14 protein-coding genes are annotated in these 13,317 nt (G+C 69.2%); 9 read left to right on the forward strand and 5 right to left on the reverse strand.

Annotated elements, in window-relative coordinates; translation table 11 throughout:
• Nucleotides 1-98 precede the first annotated feature (98 nt).
• The 3 genes from rutC to rutA all read left to right on the forward strand — a co-directional run bounded on the left by rutC (nucleotide 99) and on the right by rutA (nucleotide 2,506).
• Nucleotides 99-488: a pyrimidine utilization protein C gene (rutC, locus tag AC1DYP_RS17615; RefSeq protein ID WP_012287996.1), complete on the forward strand. Its 390-nt coding sequence runs from the start codon at nucleotides 99-101 to the stop codon at nucleotides 486-488.
• Entirely contained in the window at nucleotides 488-1,294 is an 807-nt protein-coding gene (gene rutD, locus AC1DYP_RS17620) for a pyrimidine utilization protein D (protein ID WP_477047412.1), read from the forward strand. The genes rutC and rutD overlap by 1 nt, the downstream gene beginning before the upstream one ends.
• A gap of 147 nt (nucleotides 1,295-1,441) precedes the next feature.
• A complete protein-coding gene (gene rutA, locus AC1DYP_RS17625) occupies nucleotides 1,442-2,506 on the forward strand; it encodes a pyrimidine utilization protein A (protein WP_477047413.1) in 1,065 nt (354 codons plus the stop codon).
• Nucleotides 2,507-2,637: 131 nt separating this feature from the next.
• Here rutA and AC1DYP_RS17630 read toward each other — a convergent pair whose 3' ends face one another.
• The 4 genes from AC1DYP_RS17630 to AC1DYP_RS17645 all read right to left on the reverse strand — a co-directional run bounded on the left by AC1DYP_RS17630 (nucleotide 2,638) and on the right by AC1DYP_RS17645 (nucleotide 6,313).
• Nucleotides 2,638-3,144, reverse strand: coding sequence for an FKBP-type peptidyl-prolyl cis-trans isomerase (locus AC1DYP_RS17630; RefSeq protein ID WP_477047414.1), 507 nt, complete (start codon nucleotides 3,142-3,144; stop codon nucleotides 2,638-2,640).
• A gap of 360 nt (nucleotides 3,145-3,504) precedes the next feature.
• Nucleotides 3,505-3,699 (reverse strand): hypothetical protein, encoded by a 195-nt coding sequence (locus AC1DYP_RS17635; RefSeq protein WP_477047415.1) that lies wholly within the window; start codon nucleotides 3,697-3,699, stop codon nucleotides 3,505-3,507.
• A 52-nt stretch (nucleotides 3,700-3,751) separates the two neighbouring features.
• Nucleotides 3,752-5,671, reverse strand: coding sequence for a M61 family metallopeptidase (locus AC1DYP_RS17640; RefSeq protein ID WP_477047416.1), 1,920 nt, complete (start codon nucleotides 5,669-5,671; stop codon nucleotides 3,752-3,754).
• Between the two features lie 273 nt (nucleotides 5,672-5,944).
• Nucleotides 5,945-6,313, reverse strand: coding sequence for a response regulator (locus AC1DYP_RS17645; RefSeq protein ID WP_477047417.1), 369 nt, complete (start codon nucleotides 6,311-6,313; stop codon nucleotides 5,945-5,947).
• A 268-nt stretch (nucleotides 6,314-6,581) separates the two neighbouring features.
• Between AC1DYP_RS17645 and AC1DYP_RS17650 the strand changes: the two genes are divergently transcribed.
• From AC1DYP_RS17650 to AC1DYP_RS17670, 5 genes are all read left to right on the forward strand, one after another.
• The gene (locus AC1DYP_RS17650) at nucleotides 6,582-7,211 is read left to right on the forward strand and encodes a PepSY-associated TM helix domain-containing protein (protein ID WP_477047418.1); all 630 of its coding nucleotides are present in this window, start codon (nucleotides 6,582-6,584) and stop codon (nucleotides 7,209-7,211) included.
• A gap of 11 nt (nucleotides 7,212-7,222) precedes the next feature.
• Entirely contained in the window at nucleotides 7,223-7,738 is a 516-nt protein-coding gene (locus AC1DYP_RS17655; protein ID WP_477047419.1) for a DUF2271 domain-containing protein, read from the forward strand.
• Nucleotides 7,739-7,755: 17 nt separating this feature from the next.
• Complete coding sequence (locus tag AC1DYP_RS17660; protein ID WP_477047420.1) at nucleotides 7,756-8,652, forward strand: DUF4198 domain-containing protein; 897 nt, start codon at nucleotides 7,756-7,758, stop codon at nucleotides 8,650-8,652.
• A 213-nt stretch (nucleotides 8,653-8,865) separates the two neighbouring features.
• Nucleotides 8,866-9,858, forward strand: coding sequence for an FAD:protein FMN transferase (locus tag AC1DYP_RS17665; protein ID WP_477047421.1), 993 nt, complete (start codon nucleotides 8,866-8,868; stop codon nucleotides 9,856-9,858).
• Complete coding sequence (locus AC1DYP_RS17670) at nucleotides 9,855-11,435, forward strand: flavodoxin domain-containing protein (RefSeq protein WP_477047422.1); 1,581 nt, start codon at nucleotides 9,855-9,857, stop codon at nucleotides 11,433-11,435. The genes AC1DYP_RS17665 and AC1DYP_RS17670 overlap by 4 nt, the downstream gene beginning before the upstream one ends.
• Before the next feature lie 79 nt (nucleotides 11,436-11,514).
• Here AC1DYP_RS17670 and mobA read toward each other — a convergent pair whose 3' ends face one another.
• Nucleotides 11,515-12,042 (reverse strand): molybdenum cofactor guanylyltransferase, encoded by a 528-nt coding sequence (gene mobA / locus AC1DYP_RS17675; RefSeq protein WP_477047423.1) that lies wholly within the window; start codon nucleotides 12,040-12,042, stop codon nucleotides 11,515-11,517.
• A gap of 201 nt (nucleotides 12,043-12,243) precedes the next feature.
• Here mobA and AC1DYP_RS17680 point away from each other — a divergent pair, with 201 nt between their 5' ends.
• Nucleotides 12,244-13,302, forward strand: coding sequence for a LacI family DNA-binding transcriptional regulator (locus AC1DYP_RS17680; protein WP_477032204.1), 1,059 nt, complete (start codon nucleotides 12,244-12,246; stop codon nucleotides 13,300-13,302).
• The last annotated feature ends 15 nt before the right edge of the window (nucleotides 13,303-13,317 follow it).

Here is a 13,317-nt window from a genome sequence, read left to right on the forward strand (position 1 = left end):
AGGGGGAGAATCTGGAGCGCCAAGATGCTCCCCCTCTGGGGGAGCTGTCGCGGAGCGACTGAGGGGGTCTTCCCCGACAGCAAAAAGAGGAGAACCAAATGCCCAAGACCGTCATCATCCCGCCCGGCACGGGCACGCCCATCGCCCCGTTCTCGCCGGGAACCCTGGCCGACGGGATCGTCTACGTCTCCGGCACCCTGGCCTTCGACAAGGACAACAACGTCGCCAATCCGGACGACGCCGAGGCCCAGACCCGTCAGGTGCTGGAGACCATCAAGTCGGTCATCGAGACCGCCGGCGGCACCATGGACGACGTGACCATGAACCACATCTTCCTGACCGACTGGTCCAACTACCAGACGATCAACAAGGTCTATGCCGAGTACTTCCCCGGCGACAAACCGGCCCGCTACTGCATCCAGTGCGGCCTGGTGAAGCCCGGCTTCGTGGTCGAGATCGCCAGCGTCGCCCACATCGGCAAGACGTGATGCAGAGCGGAACCGTCGACGGCCTGTACTACGAGGTTCACGGCGGTCCCGCGGCGGATCGCGGGACGGTGATCCTGTCGGCCGGCCTGGGCGGTTCCGGCGCCTTCTGGGCCCCGCAGATGGCGGCCCTGACCAGCCGCTTCCGGGTGGTGCTGTACGACCATCGCGGCACGGGCCGCAGCGTGCGGACCCTGACCGATCCGCACACGGTGGCCGTCATGGGCGACGACATCGTCAAGGTCATGGACGCCCTGGGCCTGGACCGCGCCCACGTGGTGGGCCACGCGGCGGGCGGCAACGCCGGCCTGGCCATGGCGCTAGACCATCCGGACCGCATGGGCAGGCTGGTGGTGGTCAACGGCTGGTCGCGGCCCGACCCGCACATCAAGCGCTGTTTCGACACCCGCCTGGCCCTGCTGAACAACACCGGCATCGCCGCCTATGTGCACGCCCAGCCGCTGTTCCTGTATCCGGCCGACTGGCTGAGCGCCAACAACGCCCGCCTGGAGGCCGAGGAAGTGCACCACATCCACGGCTTCCCGGACCCGGACGTCATGCGGGCCCGCATCCAGGCCCTGCTCGAGTTCGACATCGACGCCGACCTGGAGCGCATCGCCTGCCCGGTGCTGGTCAGCGCCAGCGCCGACGACATGCTGGTGCCCCTGGCCTGCTCGCGCCGCCTGGCCGAGCGCCTGCCCAACGCCGTGCTCGACATCGCGCCCTGGGGCGGCCACGGCTTCACCGTCACCGCGCCCGAGGCCTTCAACACCGCGGTCGTCAACTTCCTGAGCGGGGAAGCGGAATGACCTGCACCACACCTGTCATCCCGGACGAAGCGCGCAGCGCGAAGATCCGGGAGCGACGCGTGAACTCAGAGCTTCCGGCGGTCCCGGATAACGGCTTCGCCGTTTCCGGGATGACAGCGATTTTGCGAATTCAGGAGGGGAATTGATATGGAAATCGGCGTCTTCATCCCGATCGGCAACAACGGCTGGCTGATCTCCGAGGCGGCTCCGCAGTACATGCCGAGCTTCGCGCTGAACAAGGAGATCGTGCAGAAGGCCGAGAAGTACGGCTTCGACTTCGCCCTCTCGATGATCAAGCTGCGCGGGTTCGGCGGCAAGACCCAGTTCTGGGAGCACAACCTCGAGAGCTTCACCCTGATGGCGGGCCTGGCGGCCGTGACCGACAAGATCAAGATCTTCGCCACCGCCGCCACCCTGACCATCCCGCCGGCCATCGTGGCGCGCATGGCCTCGACCATCGACTCGATCGCCCCCGGCCGGTTCGGCATCAACCTGGTGACCGGCTGGCAGAAGGCCGAGTACGACCAGATGGGCCTGTGGCCGGGCGAGGGCCACTACACCGACCGCTACAACTACCTGGCCGAATACGCGACCGTGCTGCGCGAGCTGCTCGATACGGGCGTCAGCAACTTCAAGGGCAAGTATTTCGAGATGACCGACTGCCGGGTCAGCCCGCACCCGGAAGACACCAAGCTGATCTGCGCCGGCTCGTCCAACGAGGGCCTGGCGTTCACGGCGCAATATGCCGACTACAGCTTCGCCCTGGGCAAGGGCACCAACACCCCCACCGCGTTCGGCGGCGTCAACGACCGCCTGAAGGCCGCCGCCGACAAGACCGGCCGCGACGTGGCCTCGTACATCCTGTTCATGATCATCGCCGACGAGACCGACGAGGCGGCCATGGCCAAGTGGCAGGCCTACCGGGCCGGCGCCGACCAGGAAGCCCTGGCCTGGCTGACCAACCAGGCCGCGCCCAACGCGGCGGCGGGCTCCACAACGAACACCGCCCAGCTGGCCGCGCCGGAGTCGGCGGTGAACCTGAACATGGGCACGCTGGTGGGCTCGTACGAAAGCGTCGCGCGGATGCTGGATGAAGTCGCCGCGGTCGAGGGCACGGCCGGGGTGCTGCTGGTGTTCGACGACTTCGTGGCGGGGGTCGAGAACTTCGGGACGAAGATCCAGCCGCTGATGGCGTCGCGGGCCGGGGTCTAGGAAATTCCTCCCCCTGTGGGGGAGGTGATCGCGAAGCGATCGGAGGGGGGAGTTTGCCGAGGCGGGTCTGCTCCCCCCACCGGCCCATTCGGGCCGCCTCCCCCAAAGGGGGAGGGCCTAGGAAGCGACACCTAATCCACCGCCAGCATCCCCACCAACTGCAGCCGGAACACCAGCACGCTGTTGGCCGGGATCGGGCCGGCGGTGCGTTCGCCATAGGCCAGGTCGGCCGGGATCCACAGGGTCCATTCGTCGCCGACGTGCATCAGCGGCAGGGCCTCCAGCCAGCCTGGGATCAGGCCGTCGGCCGGCATGATCGCCGCCTGGCCGCGCTGGAACGAGCTGTCGAACACCGTGCCGTCCAGCAGCTTGCCCTCGTAGTGCACCTTGACGATGTCGCCGACCTTCGGCGACGGGCCGGTCTTGGGGCCCGAGGTGGTGATCTTGTACTGCAGGCCCGAAGCCGTGGTGACCACGCCCGGCGCCTTGGCGTTCTTGGCCAGGAAGGCCTGGCCCTCGGCCAGGGTCTTGGACGTGTCGATGGCGGCCGACAGCTGGGGCGGAGCGGACGGCTGCTGCGCCAGGGCGGGGCCGGAGATCAGGCAGAGGCCCAGGGCTAGGCCGGCGATACGGTTCATCTGAAACTCACGGTACGATCTGAAGCGGAAGGACGCTCGAAGCTGGACTGTCTTCCATGGACGCGTGGCGGCATCAAGACCGCCCGGTTCGCGATGGGCGACGGTGAAGGGAGGAAGCCATGGCGGGACATGCCGGTCCGTTGGCCGACCTGTGCCACTGGTGGCAGCGCCACCCACGGATCGGCCTGTACTGCGGGTGGTTCCTCATCGGTGCGGTCGTGCTGGGGTATCGTGGCTGTGGACCGATCTCTCCCAGGGTTATCGGTATTCGGTATGTTTACGGCCGCCGCCCACAGCGGCCGGAGGTATGGCCTTACGAGAGCAGCCTTGGGTCGTGTATTTAATCAAGCACAATCATTATCAGGATTTATGCATACGCTTTTCAATGTAGATTTGCCCAACGACCGCAATAATGAAAAATACCCCCACCACTAAAGCATTTTCAATGCGATCTCCAATATCATAATCAACTAATATTGTAAATAACACATAGGCAATCATGCAAGTTACATACCAAGCAACCAGCGACAAAATGAGGATGTTTTTCTTAGACAACTTCACTCCCACCATTTGCTGAAAATCGGACCAAGAGAATGGCCCCCCCCGGTTAAGCCCGCTCCAGCCGCGCCGGCGTGCCCTCGATGCGCTCCAGGCGCGGGTACTTCAGGCCGCCGCGGTAGTCGATCTTGACCGTCCGGTAGCGCTCGCCGTCCTTGATCAGCAGCTCGACCAGCGGGGCGTCGGCCTTGGCCGTGGCCTTGACCGTGTCCTTGATCAGGTCGTCGCTATAGGCCGTGCCGTTGACCGCCACGATCGTCTCGCCGGCCGTCAGGCCCGACTTGAAGGCCGGGGTGTCCCAGTTGACCGCCGACAGCAGGCCGTCCTTGCCGATCGTGATGCCCAGCGAATAGCTGAGATTGACGATCTTGCCCTTGGTCTCGGCCGCCTTGAAGAACTCGGTCGGGGTGTCGGTATAGACCAGCTTGTAGCCGCCGCGGGTCAGGCCATCCAGCGGCGCATGCTCGGACAGGCCCTCGACGCGGGTCTTCAGGAAGGTGGCCCAGTCATAGGCCACCACGCCGTTCAGGGTCTGGACCACGGTGTCGAAGTCGTAGGTCAGCACCACGTACGAGCCGTTATCGACGCCGAAGAAGGCCTTGGCGAAGTCGTCCAGCGACTTCTTGCCGTTGGTCTTCTCGCGGATCAGCGTGTCGGCGTCGAGCCAGATCAGCTGGCCTTCCGAGTAGTAGTCCTCGCTGCGCTGCCAGCTGGTCCACGAGGCCGGCTTGCGGTTGGCGATGATCGGGTCGTTGGTGGTGTCCAGCACGTTGCGCCAGTTGCGGCCGGCGCGGGTGTCGTAGAGCGCGGCGGTCATGGCCAGCGACTCCAGGCCCTGCTGCTTGGTCTGCAGGCCCGAGCGGGCGGCCAGCACGTTGCCCCAGTACTGGGTCTGGCCCTCGTAGACCCACATCAGGCTGTCGCGCATCGGCTCGTTCAGCGTGGGGGTGTAGAGGTCGGCGCCGCGGCGGAACTTGCCGTTCCACGAGTGGGTGTATTCGTGGGCCAGCAGGTCGCGGCCGACATAGGTCTTTTCCCAGTCGGTGAAGTACTTGGGGACCACGCCGTTTTCGCTGGAGCGGTGATGCTCCAGACCAATGCCGCCCATCTTGTCGGTCAGGGCCAGCAGGAAGTCGTAGTGGTCGTAGTGGTGCGAGCCGTAGAGCTTGTAGGCCTGCTGCACCAGGTTGCGGTGGATCTGCAGCTGCTCGGGCTTGATCTCCAGATATTCAGCCTTGTCGGCGACGATGTTCAGGCGCACCGGCGTGGCCGCGCCCGGGTCCAGGTCGACCTGCTTGAAGTAGCGGCCGGCGAACATCGGCGAGTCCACCAGGGTTTCGAAGGTGGTGGTCTTGAAGGTGGTGGACTGGCCGCTGGCCGAGGCCTTCTCCAGCGCGGTGCCGAAGCCCCAGCCTTCGGGCAGCTTGACGGTCGGCTCGATCTGGACGCGGCGCGTGTAGTAGCCGGCCGGGTAGAAGCCCAGCTGCAGCCACTGCACGTTCAGCATGTCGTCGGTCACCAGGATGCGGCCGACGTCCGACTTCACCGGGGTCAGGAACTGGAAGCTGACCTGGACCTCGGTCGCGCCCTCCGGCACGTCGAAGTGGAAGGCGTGGACGGCGACCGGGTCGCGGATCCACGGCAGGGTCTTGCCGCCGGCGGTGATCACCAGGCCGGCCACCTTGTCCAGGTCGTTGCGGGGCGAGTGGCCGCCGGGAACCCATTGCGGATACAGGATCGTCATCGGGCCGGACTTGGCCACCGGGATGGTCTCGCGAACCTGGAAGATCTTGCGGTCCAGGTCGGTGGCGTCGACCGACAGCTTCAGCACGCCGGGATAGGCCACGTCCTGGGCGGCGGCGATCGCCAGGGTCGGCGGAGCCTGGACCGGAACGCGCTCCTGGGCGAAGGCGCCGGACACGGTGAGCGAGAGAGCGAGGGCGGAGGCGGTAAAGAACAGCGTTTTCAAGAAACGACCCCAATGCGACGCGCAGGCATGCTCCCGCGACGAAAGGCGGCATACTTCTCCCCAAAGGCGCCGCTTGTCGAGATTGTCCGTCGCGGAGAATGCGCGGTTCATCGCGTTTTCCGCGCTCGCCCATGCGGTGGGCAGGGGCTGTCTTTGGGTGACCTGCGTTAGCTGGCGGGGATGGTGGGCTCACCTGCCGACCGTCGGTTAGGGCGGGGTGTCGCTTTCGAAACCGTTCCCATGGGGCCGGAATGCGCGCCCCTGAGCGCAGCCCTACGCCGCTTCCGGCCAGCTCGCCTCCAGCGCCCGCACCGCCCCCAGCAGCCTCGCCGGCGAGATCGGCTTCTCCAGCCGGGCGTCGCCGCGTTCGTCTTCCTTCAGCAGGTGCTCGTCGCGAGCCGAGGCCAGCAGCACGGCCGTGCGGGCGCCGCGGCGGCGGCGGGTGGCCTTGATCAGTTCGCCGCCGTTCATGCGGGGCATCGAGAAGTCGGTGATCAGCAGGTCCGGATCGAAGGCGTCCATGGCCTCCAGGGCCTGTTCGCCGTCGCGGCAGACCAGCACCTCGAACCCCGCCTCGCTGAGCGTGATCTCGTGGATGGTGGCCAGGAGGATGTCGTCCTCCGCGACTAGGATCTTGCGCAACGCTCGCCCCCGGACGTGCTTAACAACTGGTAAACAGGTGTAGCCGCCCCCGCGGCGCGCGTCCCCGTGCGCTATCGTCGCACTGGGCGATCCAAGCAGGGGGGCGATCCAAGCACGGGGTGATCCAAATTTCCTTAATCCGGTCGGAAAGCTGGAACGGGCGGTCGGCGTCGCGCGGGAAGGCTTGCTTTTGCAAGTCGTTCTCAAGTATGGGCATGAAGCTCAGCCAAGGCCCTCCCGCCTCCCAAACCTCGCGCCTCTGGATTTCGTGAAGACCGCACCCGCCCAGCAAAGCCGCTCGTTCTGGCTCAAGCAGCTGCACCAGTGGCACTGGATCAGCGCCGCCTTGAGCCTGATCGGCATGCTGCTGTTCGCGATCACCGGCTTCACCCTGAACCACGCCGGCCAGATCGAGGCCGAGCCGAAGGTCGTCAGCCGCAAGGCGACCGTGCCCGCCGACCTGCTGGCCGAACTGGCCAAGGGTCCGGTCGAAGGCAAGCGCCCGCTGCCGATCCAGGTCGAGACCTGGCTGGACAAGGCCGTCGACGCCGACATCGCCCGCCGCGCGGGCGAGTGGTCGGAGGAGGAGGTCTATGTCGCCCTGGCCCGCCCTGGCGGCGACGCCTGGATCAGCATCGACCGCGCGACCGGCGCCGTCGAGCACGAGAAGACCACGCGCGGCGCGATCAGCCTGCTCAACGACCTGCACAAGGGCCGCAACGCCGGCAAGGCCTGGGGCTGGTTCATCGACATCTTCGCCGGCGCCTGCGTGGTCTTCGCAGTCACCGGCCTGATCCTCCTGCAGTTCCACGCCCGGGCCCGCCCCCTGACCTGGCCCCTGGTGGCCGGCGGTCTGGTGATCCCGCTGCTGCTCGTCATCCTTTTCGTCCACCTGTGAGGCGTCCCGACATGAAGCGTTCCCTGTCTCTCCTGACCTTCGCCGGCGCCGCCGCAGCCGGCGCTCCGGCACTGGCCGCCGACCTCAACGTCACCGTCGAGGTGCCGCGCCTGACGGTCGCCGAGTACCACAAGCCCTATGTCGCCATCTGGGTGGAGGCGCCCGACGCCTCGGCCGCCGCGACCCTGGCCGTCTGGTACGACGCCGACTCCAAGGAAGACAAAGGCACCAAGTGGCTGAAGGACATGCGCCAGTGGTGGCGCAAGGCCGGCCGCACCATGACCTTCCCGGCCGACGGCCTCAGCGGCGCGACCCGCGCGCCGGGTCCGCAGAAGCTGGTGTTCAGCGGCGCCAAGGGCCCGTTGAAGGACCTCAAGCCCGGCCAGTACACCCTGGTGGTCGAGGCGGCCCGCGAGGTCGGCGGCCACGAGGCCGTCCGCGTGCCGTTCGTATGGGGCAAGCCCGGCAAGCCCGCCACCGCCAAGGGGACGGCCGAAGTCGGCGCCGTCACCGTCGCCGTCAAATAGAACCAGAGAGAAACGCCATGACCTTCAAGAAGCGCCTTCTCGCCGTCGCCGCCGGCATCGCTCTGATCCTGCCCTCGGCCGCCAGCGCCCACCGCGGCTGGATCGTGCCGTCGTTCACCGTTCTGTCGGGCGACGGCGCCTGGGTGACCGTCGACGCGGCGATCTCCAACGAGCTGTTCTACGCCGACCACAATCCGATGCGGCTGGACGCGGTGACCGTCACCGCGCCCGACGGCTCGGTCGACAAGATCCAGAACGCCACGACCGGCAAGTACCGTTCGACGTTCGACGTCCAGCTGGCCAAGCCGGGCACCTACAAGATCGGCTCGGCCACCAGCACCGTCATGGCCAGCTGGACGCAGGACGGCCAGGTCAAGCGCTTCCGCGGTTCGCCGGACGACTTCGCCAAGCAGGTCCCGGCCGGCGCCGCCGACCTGAAGACCATCAAGAGCTTCAACCGCAACGAAACCTTCGTCACCCGCGACGCGCCGACCACCACGGTGTTCGCCCCGACCGGCAAGGGCCTGGAGCTGGTCCCCGTGACCCACCCCAACGACCTGGTGGCGGGCGAGGCGGCGACCTTCAAGTTCCTGCTGGACGGCAAGCCGGCCGCCGACCTGGAAGTGACCCTGGCCCCCGGCAATTCGCGCTATCGCGCCACGCCCGGCGACTTCAAGGTCAAGACCGGCGCGGACGGCTCGTTCAAGGTCACCTTCCCGGAAGCGGGCATGTACTGGCTGAACGCCACCGTGCGCACGGGCGAGACCGGCCGTGGCCCCGGCGGCGGCATGGGCGGTCCTGGCGGCGGTCCCGGCGGCGGCGCCCCCGGCGGCGCTCCGGCCCCCGCCGCGCCCCTGGCCGGCAACGGCATGAGCGCCAGCTACACCGCCACGCTCGAAGCCCTGCGGCCGTAGACCTCACAAGCGTTGTCATCCCGCGTGGCAGGACGATATGGCCGGCGCGGTGGAACGTCCTCGTCCTTCGACAAGCTCAGGATGAGGACGAATGTTTCAGTAGAAATCCTCATCCTGAGCTTGTCGAAGGACGAGGATTTCTTCCCGCCGCCGTTCCAGTCACCGGACAGCCGCTTGGCTTCGACCGGGATGACAACGATTGAGATCATCCGAATGACCCGCGTCCTCGTCCCCCAGTTCGCCGAGCCGCCCGCCCGCCCGATCGGCGGCGCGGTGCTGGCGCTCGCCGGCCAGACGATGGGCACGACCTGGTCGGTCAAGCTGGTCGCCCCGCCGACCGCGAACGCCGACGCCCTGACGGCCATGGCCCAGCGCGAGCTGGACAGCGTGGTGGAGCAGATGAGCCCGTGGGAGCCGCTGTCGGACCTGTCGCGCTACAATCGCGCCGCCGCCGGCGGCTGGACCGCCTTGCCCCCGGCTTTCGCCCAGGTGCTGCGCTGCGCCCTGGACGTGGCCGAAGCCACGCACGGCGCCTTCGATCCGACGCTGGGCGACCTGGTCGACCTCTGGGGCTTCGGCCCCCGCCCCTTCTCCGGCGAGCCGCCGACCGCCCAGGACATCGCCAGGACCCGCGCGGCCGCCGGCTGGCGTCGCGTGACCCTGGACGGCGACGGCCTGTTCCAGCCGGGCGGCCTGCGCCTGGACCTCAACGGGATCGCCAAGGGCTTCGCGGTCGACCAGATCGCCGCCGCCCTCGACCGCGCGGGAGCCCGCTCCTATTTGGTCGAGGTCGGCGGCGAGCTGCGCGGGACCGGGGCCAAGCCCGACGGCCAGCCCTGGTGGGTCGAGCTGGAGCGCCCGCCTGCGGCGAATGACGGTTCGCGCACCCTGGTCGCCCTGCACGGCCTGTCGGTGGCGACCTCGGGCGACTACCGCCGGTTCTTCGAACACGACGGCCGCCGCTACGCCCACACGCTGGACCCGGCCACCGCCGCCCCGGTCGCCAACGCCACGGTCAGCGTCACGGTGCTGGACAAGAGCTGCATGCGCGCCGACGCCTACGCCACGGCCCTGGCCGTGATGGCCCCCGACGCCGCCCTGGCCTTCGCCGCCGGGCACGGCCTGGCCGCGATGATCCTGGCGCGCGGCCCGGCGGGCCTGGAAGAGCGCCTGTCGCCCGCCCTGTCGGCGATGCTCGAGGAATGACCAGCCTGACGCCGTTTTGGGAAGCCCTGACGCCCGAGGCCCGCCGCCTGTGGACCGCCGGCCTGGTGCTGGGCGTCTACGTCCTGTTCTGCCTGGCCATCGCCCTGCGCGAGGCCCTGCGCCGCCGCGCCACGCGCCGCGCCGCCGACGCCCTGTCGACCAGAACCGGCGCTCCGATCCTGGTGATCCACGCCAGCCAGACCGGCTTCGCCGAGGAACTGGCCATGGCCACCGCCAAGCTGCTGGGCGACGCCGGCGCGCGGGTGACGCTGAAGAGCCTGGCCGAGGTGACGTCGGCGGACCTCGCCACCGCCGGCCGCGCCCTGTTCGTGGTCAGCACCACCGGCGAGGGCGATGCCCCCGACACCGCCCGCCGCTTCATCCGCGACGTGATGGGGCGCGACGTGATGACCGGCCAGCCCGCCCTGCACGGCCTGAGCTACGGCGTGCTGGCCCTGGGCGACAGCGGCTACGCCCACTTCTGCGCGTTCGGCCGCACGCTGGACGCCTGGCTGGCCCACCACGGCGCCGCGCCGCTGTTCGACCGGGTCGAGGTCGACGACGGCGATCCGGCCGCCCTGCGCCACTGGCAGTCGCATGTCGGCGTGCTGGCCGGCGTCACCGACGCCCCCGACTGGACCCGTCCGCGCTACGGCCGCTGGCGGCTGGTCGATCGCCGCCGGTTGAACCCCGGAAGTCCCGGCGACGCGGCCTTCCACATCCGGCTCGAGGCGCTGGACGCCGCGACCTGGGAAGCCGGCGACATCCTGGAGGTCGGTCCCCGCAACGACCCGGCCGAGGTCGCGGCCCTGCTGGTCCGGCTGGGGCTGGACGGCTCGGCCCTGGTCGTCGCCGAGGAGGCCGCCACCCTGGCCGAGGCCCTGTCCTGGCGACGCCTGCCGCACGACGACGGCTTCGCGGCGGCCCCCAATCGGACTTTGGGGCCCCAGGCCCTGGTCGACGCCCTGCCGCCCCTGCCCCACCGCGAATACTCGATCGCCTCGCTGCCGGCCGACGGCGGGGTCGAGCTGCTGGTCCGGGCGATGAAGCGGGCCGACGGCAAGCCGGGGTTGGGCTCGGGCTGGCTGACCGCCCACGCCGCGCCGGGCGCCGAGATCGCCGCGCGGGTGCGGACCAACCGCGCCTTCCACGGCCCGCGGGACGACCGGCCGCTGATCCTGATCGGCAACGGCACGGGCCTGGCCGGCCTGCGCGCCCACCTCAAGGCCCGCGCGGCTCTCGGACATCACCGCAACTGGCTGGTGTTCGGCGAGCGCACCTCGGCCCACGACTTCTTCCATCGGGATGAGATCGAGGCCTGGCGGACGGACGGCGTTCTGGCTCGGCTGGACCTGGCCTTCTCCCGCGACCAGGACCGCAAGGTCTATGTCCAGCACCGCCTGATGGAGGCCGCCGAACCCCTGCGCGCCTGGGTCGCCGACGGGGCGGCGATCTATGTCTGCGGCTCGCTGGAGGGGATGTCGGGCGACGTCCACGCCGTGCTCGTGTCGGTGCTGGGCGCGGAGACGATGGAGCGCCTAGCGGACGAGGGGCGGTATCGGCGGGACGTTTACTGAGGTCGGGGACATGCACTTGTGCGTGTCCCCAGCAGACGCAGTGCGAAACTTGGGGACACGCCGCAAGGGCATGTCCCCGTCAGTTGGACAGGCGATCCCGCTCCTCCGGCGTGTTCGCCCCCCGCAGCCGCAATCGCAGTGCCTCGTCACAGGGCAGCGCCGCCAGCCCCGCCCGTTCGACCAGCCGCCGCAGCGGCCAGCCCGCCTCGGCGTCCGCCGGCAAGGCGGCCAACTTCAGCACCATCGGCACGGGCAGCCCCTCGTAGGACGCTCCCGGCTCCCCGGCCGCCAGCAACGGCGCCAGGTCCTCGACCGTCACGGTCGGCGCGTCGACCGCCAGCACCAGGGCCCGCGTCAGGCCGTGCGCCGCCAGGGCCCTCGCCCCGGCCAGCACCCCGCCCACCGGACCCGCGCCGGGGGCCGGGTCGTCGACATGCTCCAGCCCGTGATCGCTGCCCGCCGTCAGCACGCGGACCGCGCCGGCCGCCATCGCCAGGGCCGCCACCCGGTCGACCGCCCGCTGGCCGTCCCATTCCAGCGCGGCCTTGTCGGCGCCCATGCGACGCGAGGCGCCGCCGGTCAGGATGATCGCCCCAAACAGATTCATGCCGACAGACTAGGTCAGACAAAGTTCGCCGTCTGCACCCTCCTAGGGCGCGACGGGTTCGGACGAAAGCAGGACAGGACAGGAAACCGCGCCCCGTGATCGCGCTGTGGGACCGCGTGCTCCATCAAAGACTTGCGGCTTGTCTTCCAAGACGCGGCCGAAACGGTCTAGTGTCCGCCGCGATCAAGGGACGGAACATCGATGAACGATCGTAACGAGCGTCAACGCCGCCGCACGACCCAGAGCGCGACCATCCGCGACGTGGCCGCCCTGGCCGGCGTGTCGCCGATGACCGTGTCGCGGGTCATCAACCGCGAGACGACGGTCAAGTCCGAGACCAAGGCCCTGGTGGACGCGGCGATCCGCGACCTCAACTACGCCCCCAACCCCGCCGCCCGCAGCCTGGCCGGCTCGGCCCCGTTCCGCATCGGCCTGCTCTACGACAACCCGTCGACCGGCTACCTGTCGGAGTTCCTGGTCGGGGCGCTGGACGAAAGCAGCCGCACGGGCGCCCAGGTGGTGATCGAGAAGTGCGCCGAGCCCGAGCTGGCCGGCGCCACCCTGACCCGCCTGCTGAAGACCGGCGTGGACGGCCTGATCCTGCCCGCCCCTCTGTGCGAGAGCGCCCAGGTGCTGGCCGAGGTCAAGAAGGCCGGCGCCGCCGCCGTGGCCGTGGCCCCGGGCATGCCCAGCGCCGACATGGCCACCATCCGCATCGACAACGAGGCCGCCGCCTACGAACTGGCCGAGCACCTGCTGGCCCTGGGCCACAAGCGGTTCGGCGTCATCAAGGGCCACCCCAACCAGACGGTCAGCCAGCAGCGCCTGGACGGCTTCCTGTCGGCCCTGAAGGCGGCCGGCGTCCCGGACGGCAACGTCCGCGTCGAGCAGGGCTACTTCACCTATCGCTCGGGCCTGGAGGCCGCCGAGCGGCTGCTGGGCGAGGACGACCGGCCCACCGCCATCTTCGCCGGCAACGACGACATGGCCGCGGCCACGGCGGGCGTCGCCCACCGCATGGGCCTGGACGTGCCGGAAGACCTGTCGATCGTCGGCTTCGACGACACCTCGATCGCCGCCAACATCTGGCCGGCCCTGACCACCGTCCACCAGCCCATCGCCGCCATGGCCCGCGCCGCCGTCGACCTGGTCCTGGAAGAGATCCGCCGCAAACGCGGCAAGGCCGGCGAGCCGAGGCAGCTGATGCACCCGCACACGCTGATCGTGCGGGATTCCACGGGGCCGGCCCCGGAGGGGTGACTGGCCGACGACGAC

The sequence above is a fragment of the Caulobacter sp. P1_D6 genome, from assembly GCF_056406095.1.

What these genes read in the sequence shown, in the direction of transcription:
- rutC (WP_012287996.1), top strand. Translation starts at nt 99, where the DNA reads ATGCCCAAGACCGTCATCATCCCGCCCGGCACGGGCACGCCCATCGCC.
- rutD (WP_477047412.1), top strand. Translation starts at nt 488, where the DNA reads ATGCAGAGCGGAACCGTCGACGGCCTGTACTACGAGGTTCACGGCGGT.
- rutA (WP_477047413.1), top strand. Translation starts at nt 1,442, where the DNA reads ATGGAAATCGGCGTCTTCATCCCGATCGGCAACAACGGCTGGCTGATC.
- AC1DYP_RS17630 (WP_477047414.1), bottom strand. Translation starts at nt 3,144, where the DNA reads ATGAACCGTATCGCCGGCCTAGCCCTGGGCCTCTGCCTGATCTCCGGC.
- AC1DYP_RS17655 (WP_477047419.1), top strand. Translation starts at nt 7,223, where the DNA reads ATGAAGCGTTCCCTGTCTCTCCTGACCTTCGCCGGCGCCGCCGCAGCC.
- AC1DYP_RS17660 (WP_477047420.1), top strand. Translation starts at nt 7,756, where the DNA reads ATGACCTTCAAGAAGCGCCTTCTCGCCGTCGCCGCCGGCATCGCTCTG.
- AC1DYP_RS17665 (WP_477047421.1), top strand. Translation starts at nt 8,866, where the DNA reads ATGACCCGCGTCCTCGTCCCCCAGTTCGCCGAGCCGCCCGCCCGCCCG.
- AC1DYP_RS17670 (WP_477047422.1), top strand. Translation starts at nt 9,855, where the DNA reads ATGACCAGCCTGACGCCGTTTTGGGAAGCCCTGACGCCCGAGGCCCGC.
- mobA (WP_477047423.1), bottom strand. Translation starts at nt 12,042, where the DNA reads ATGAATCTGTTTGGGGCGATCATCCTGACCGGCGGCGCCTCGCGTCGC.
- AC1DYP_RS17680 (WP_477032204.1), top strand. Translation starts at nt 12,244, where the DNA reads ATGAACGATCGTAACGAGCGTCAACGCCGCCGCACGACCCAGAGCGCG.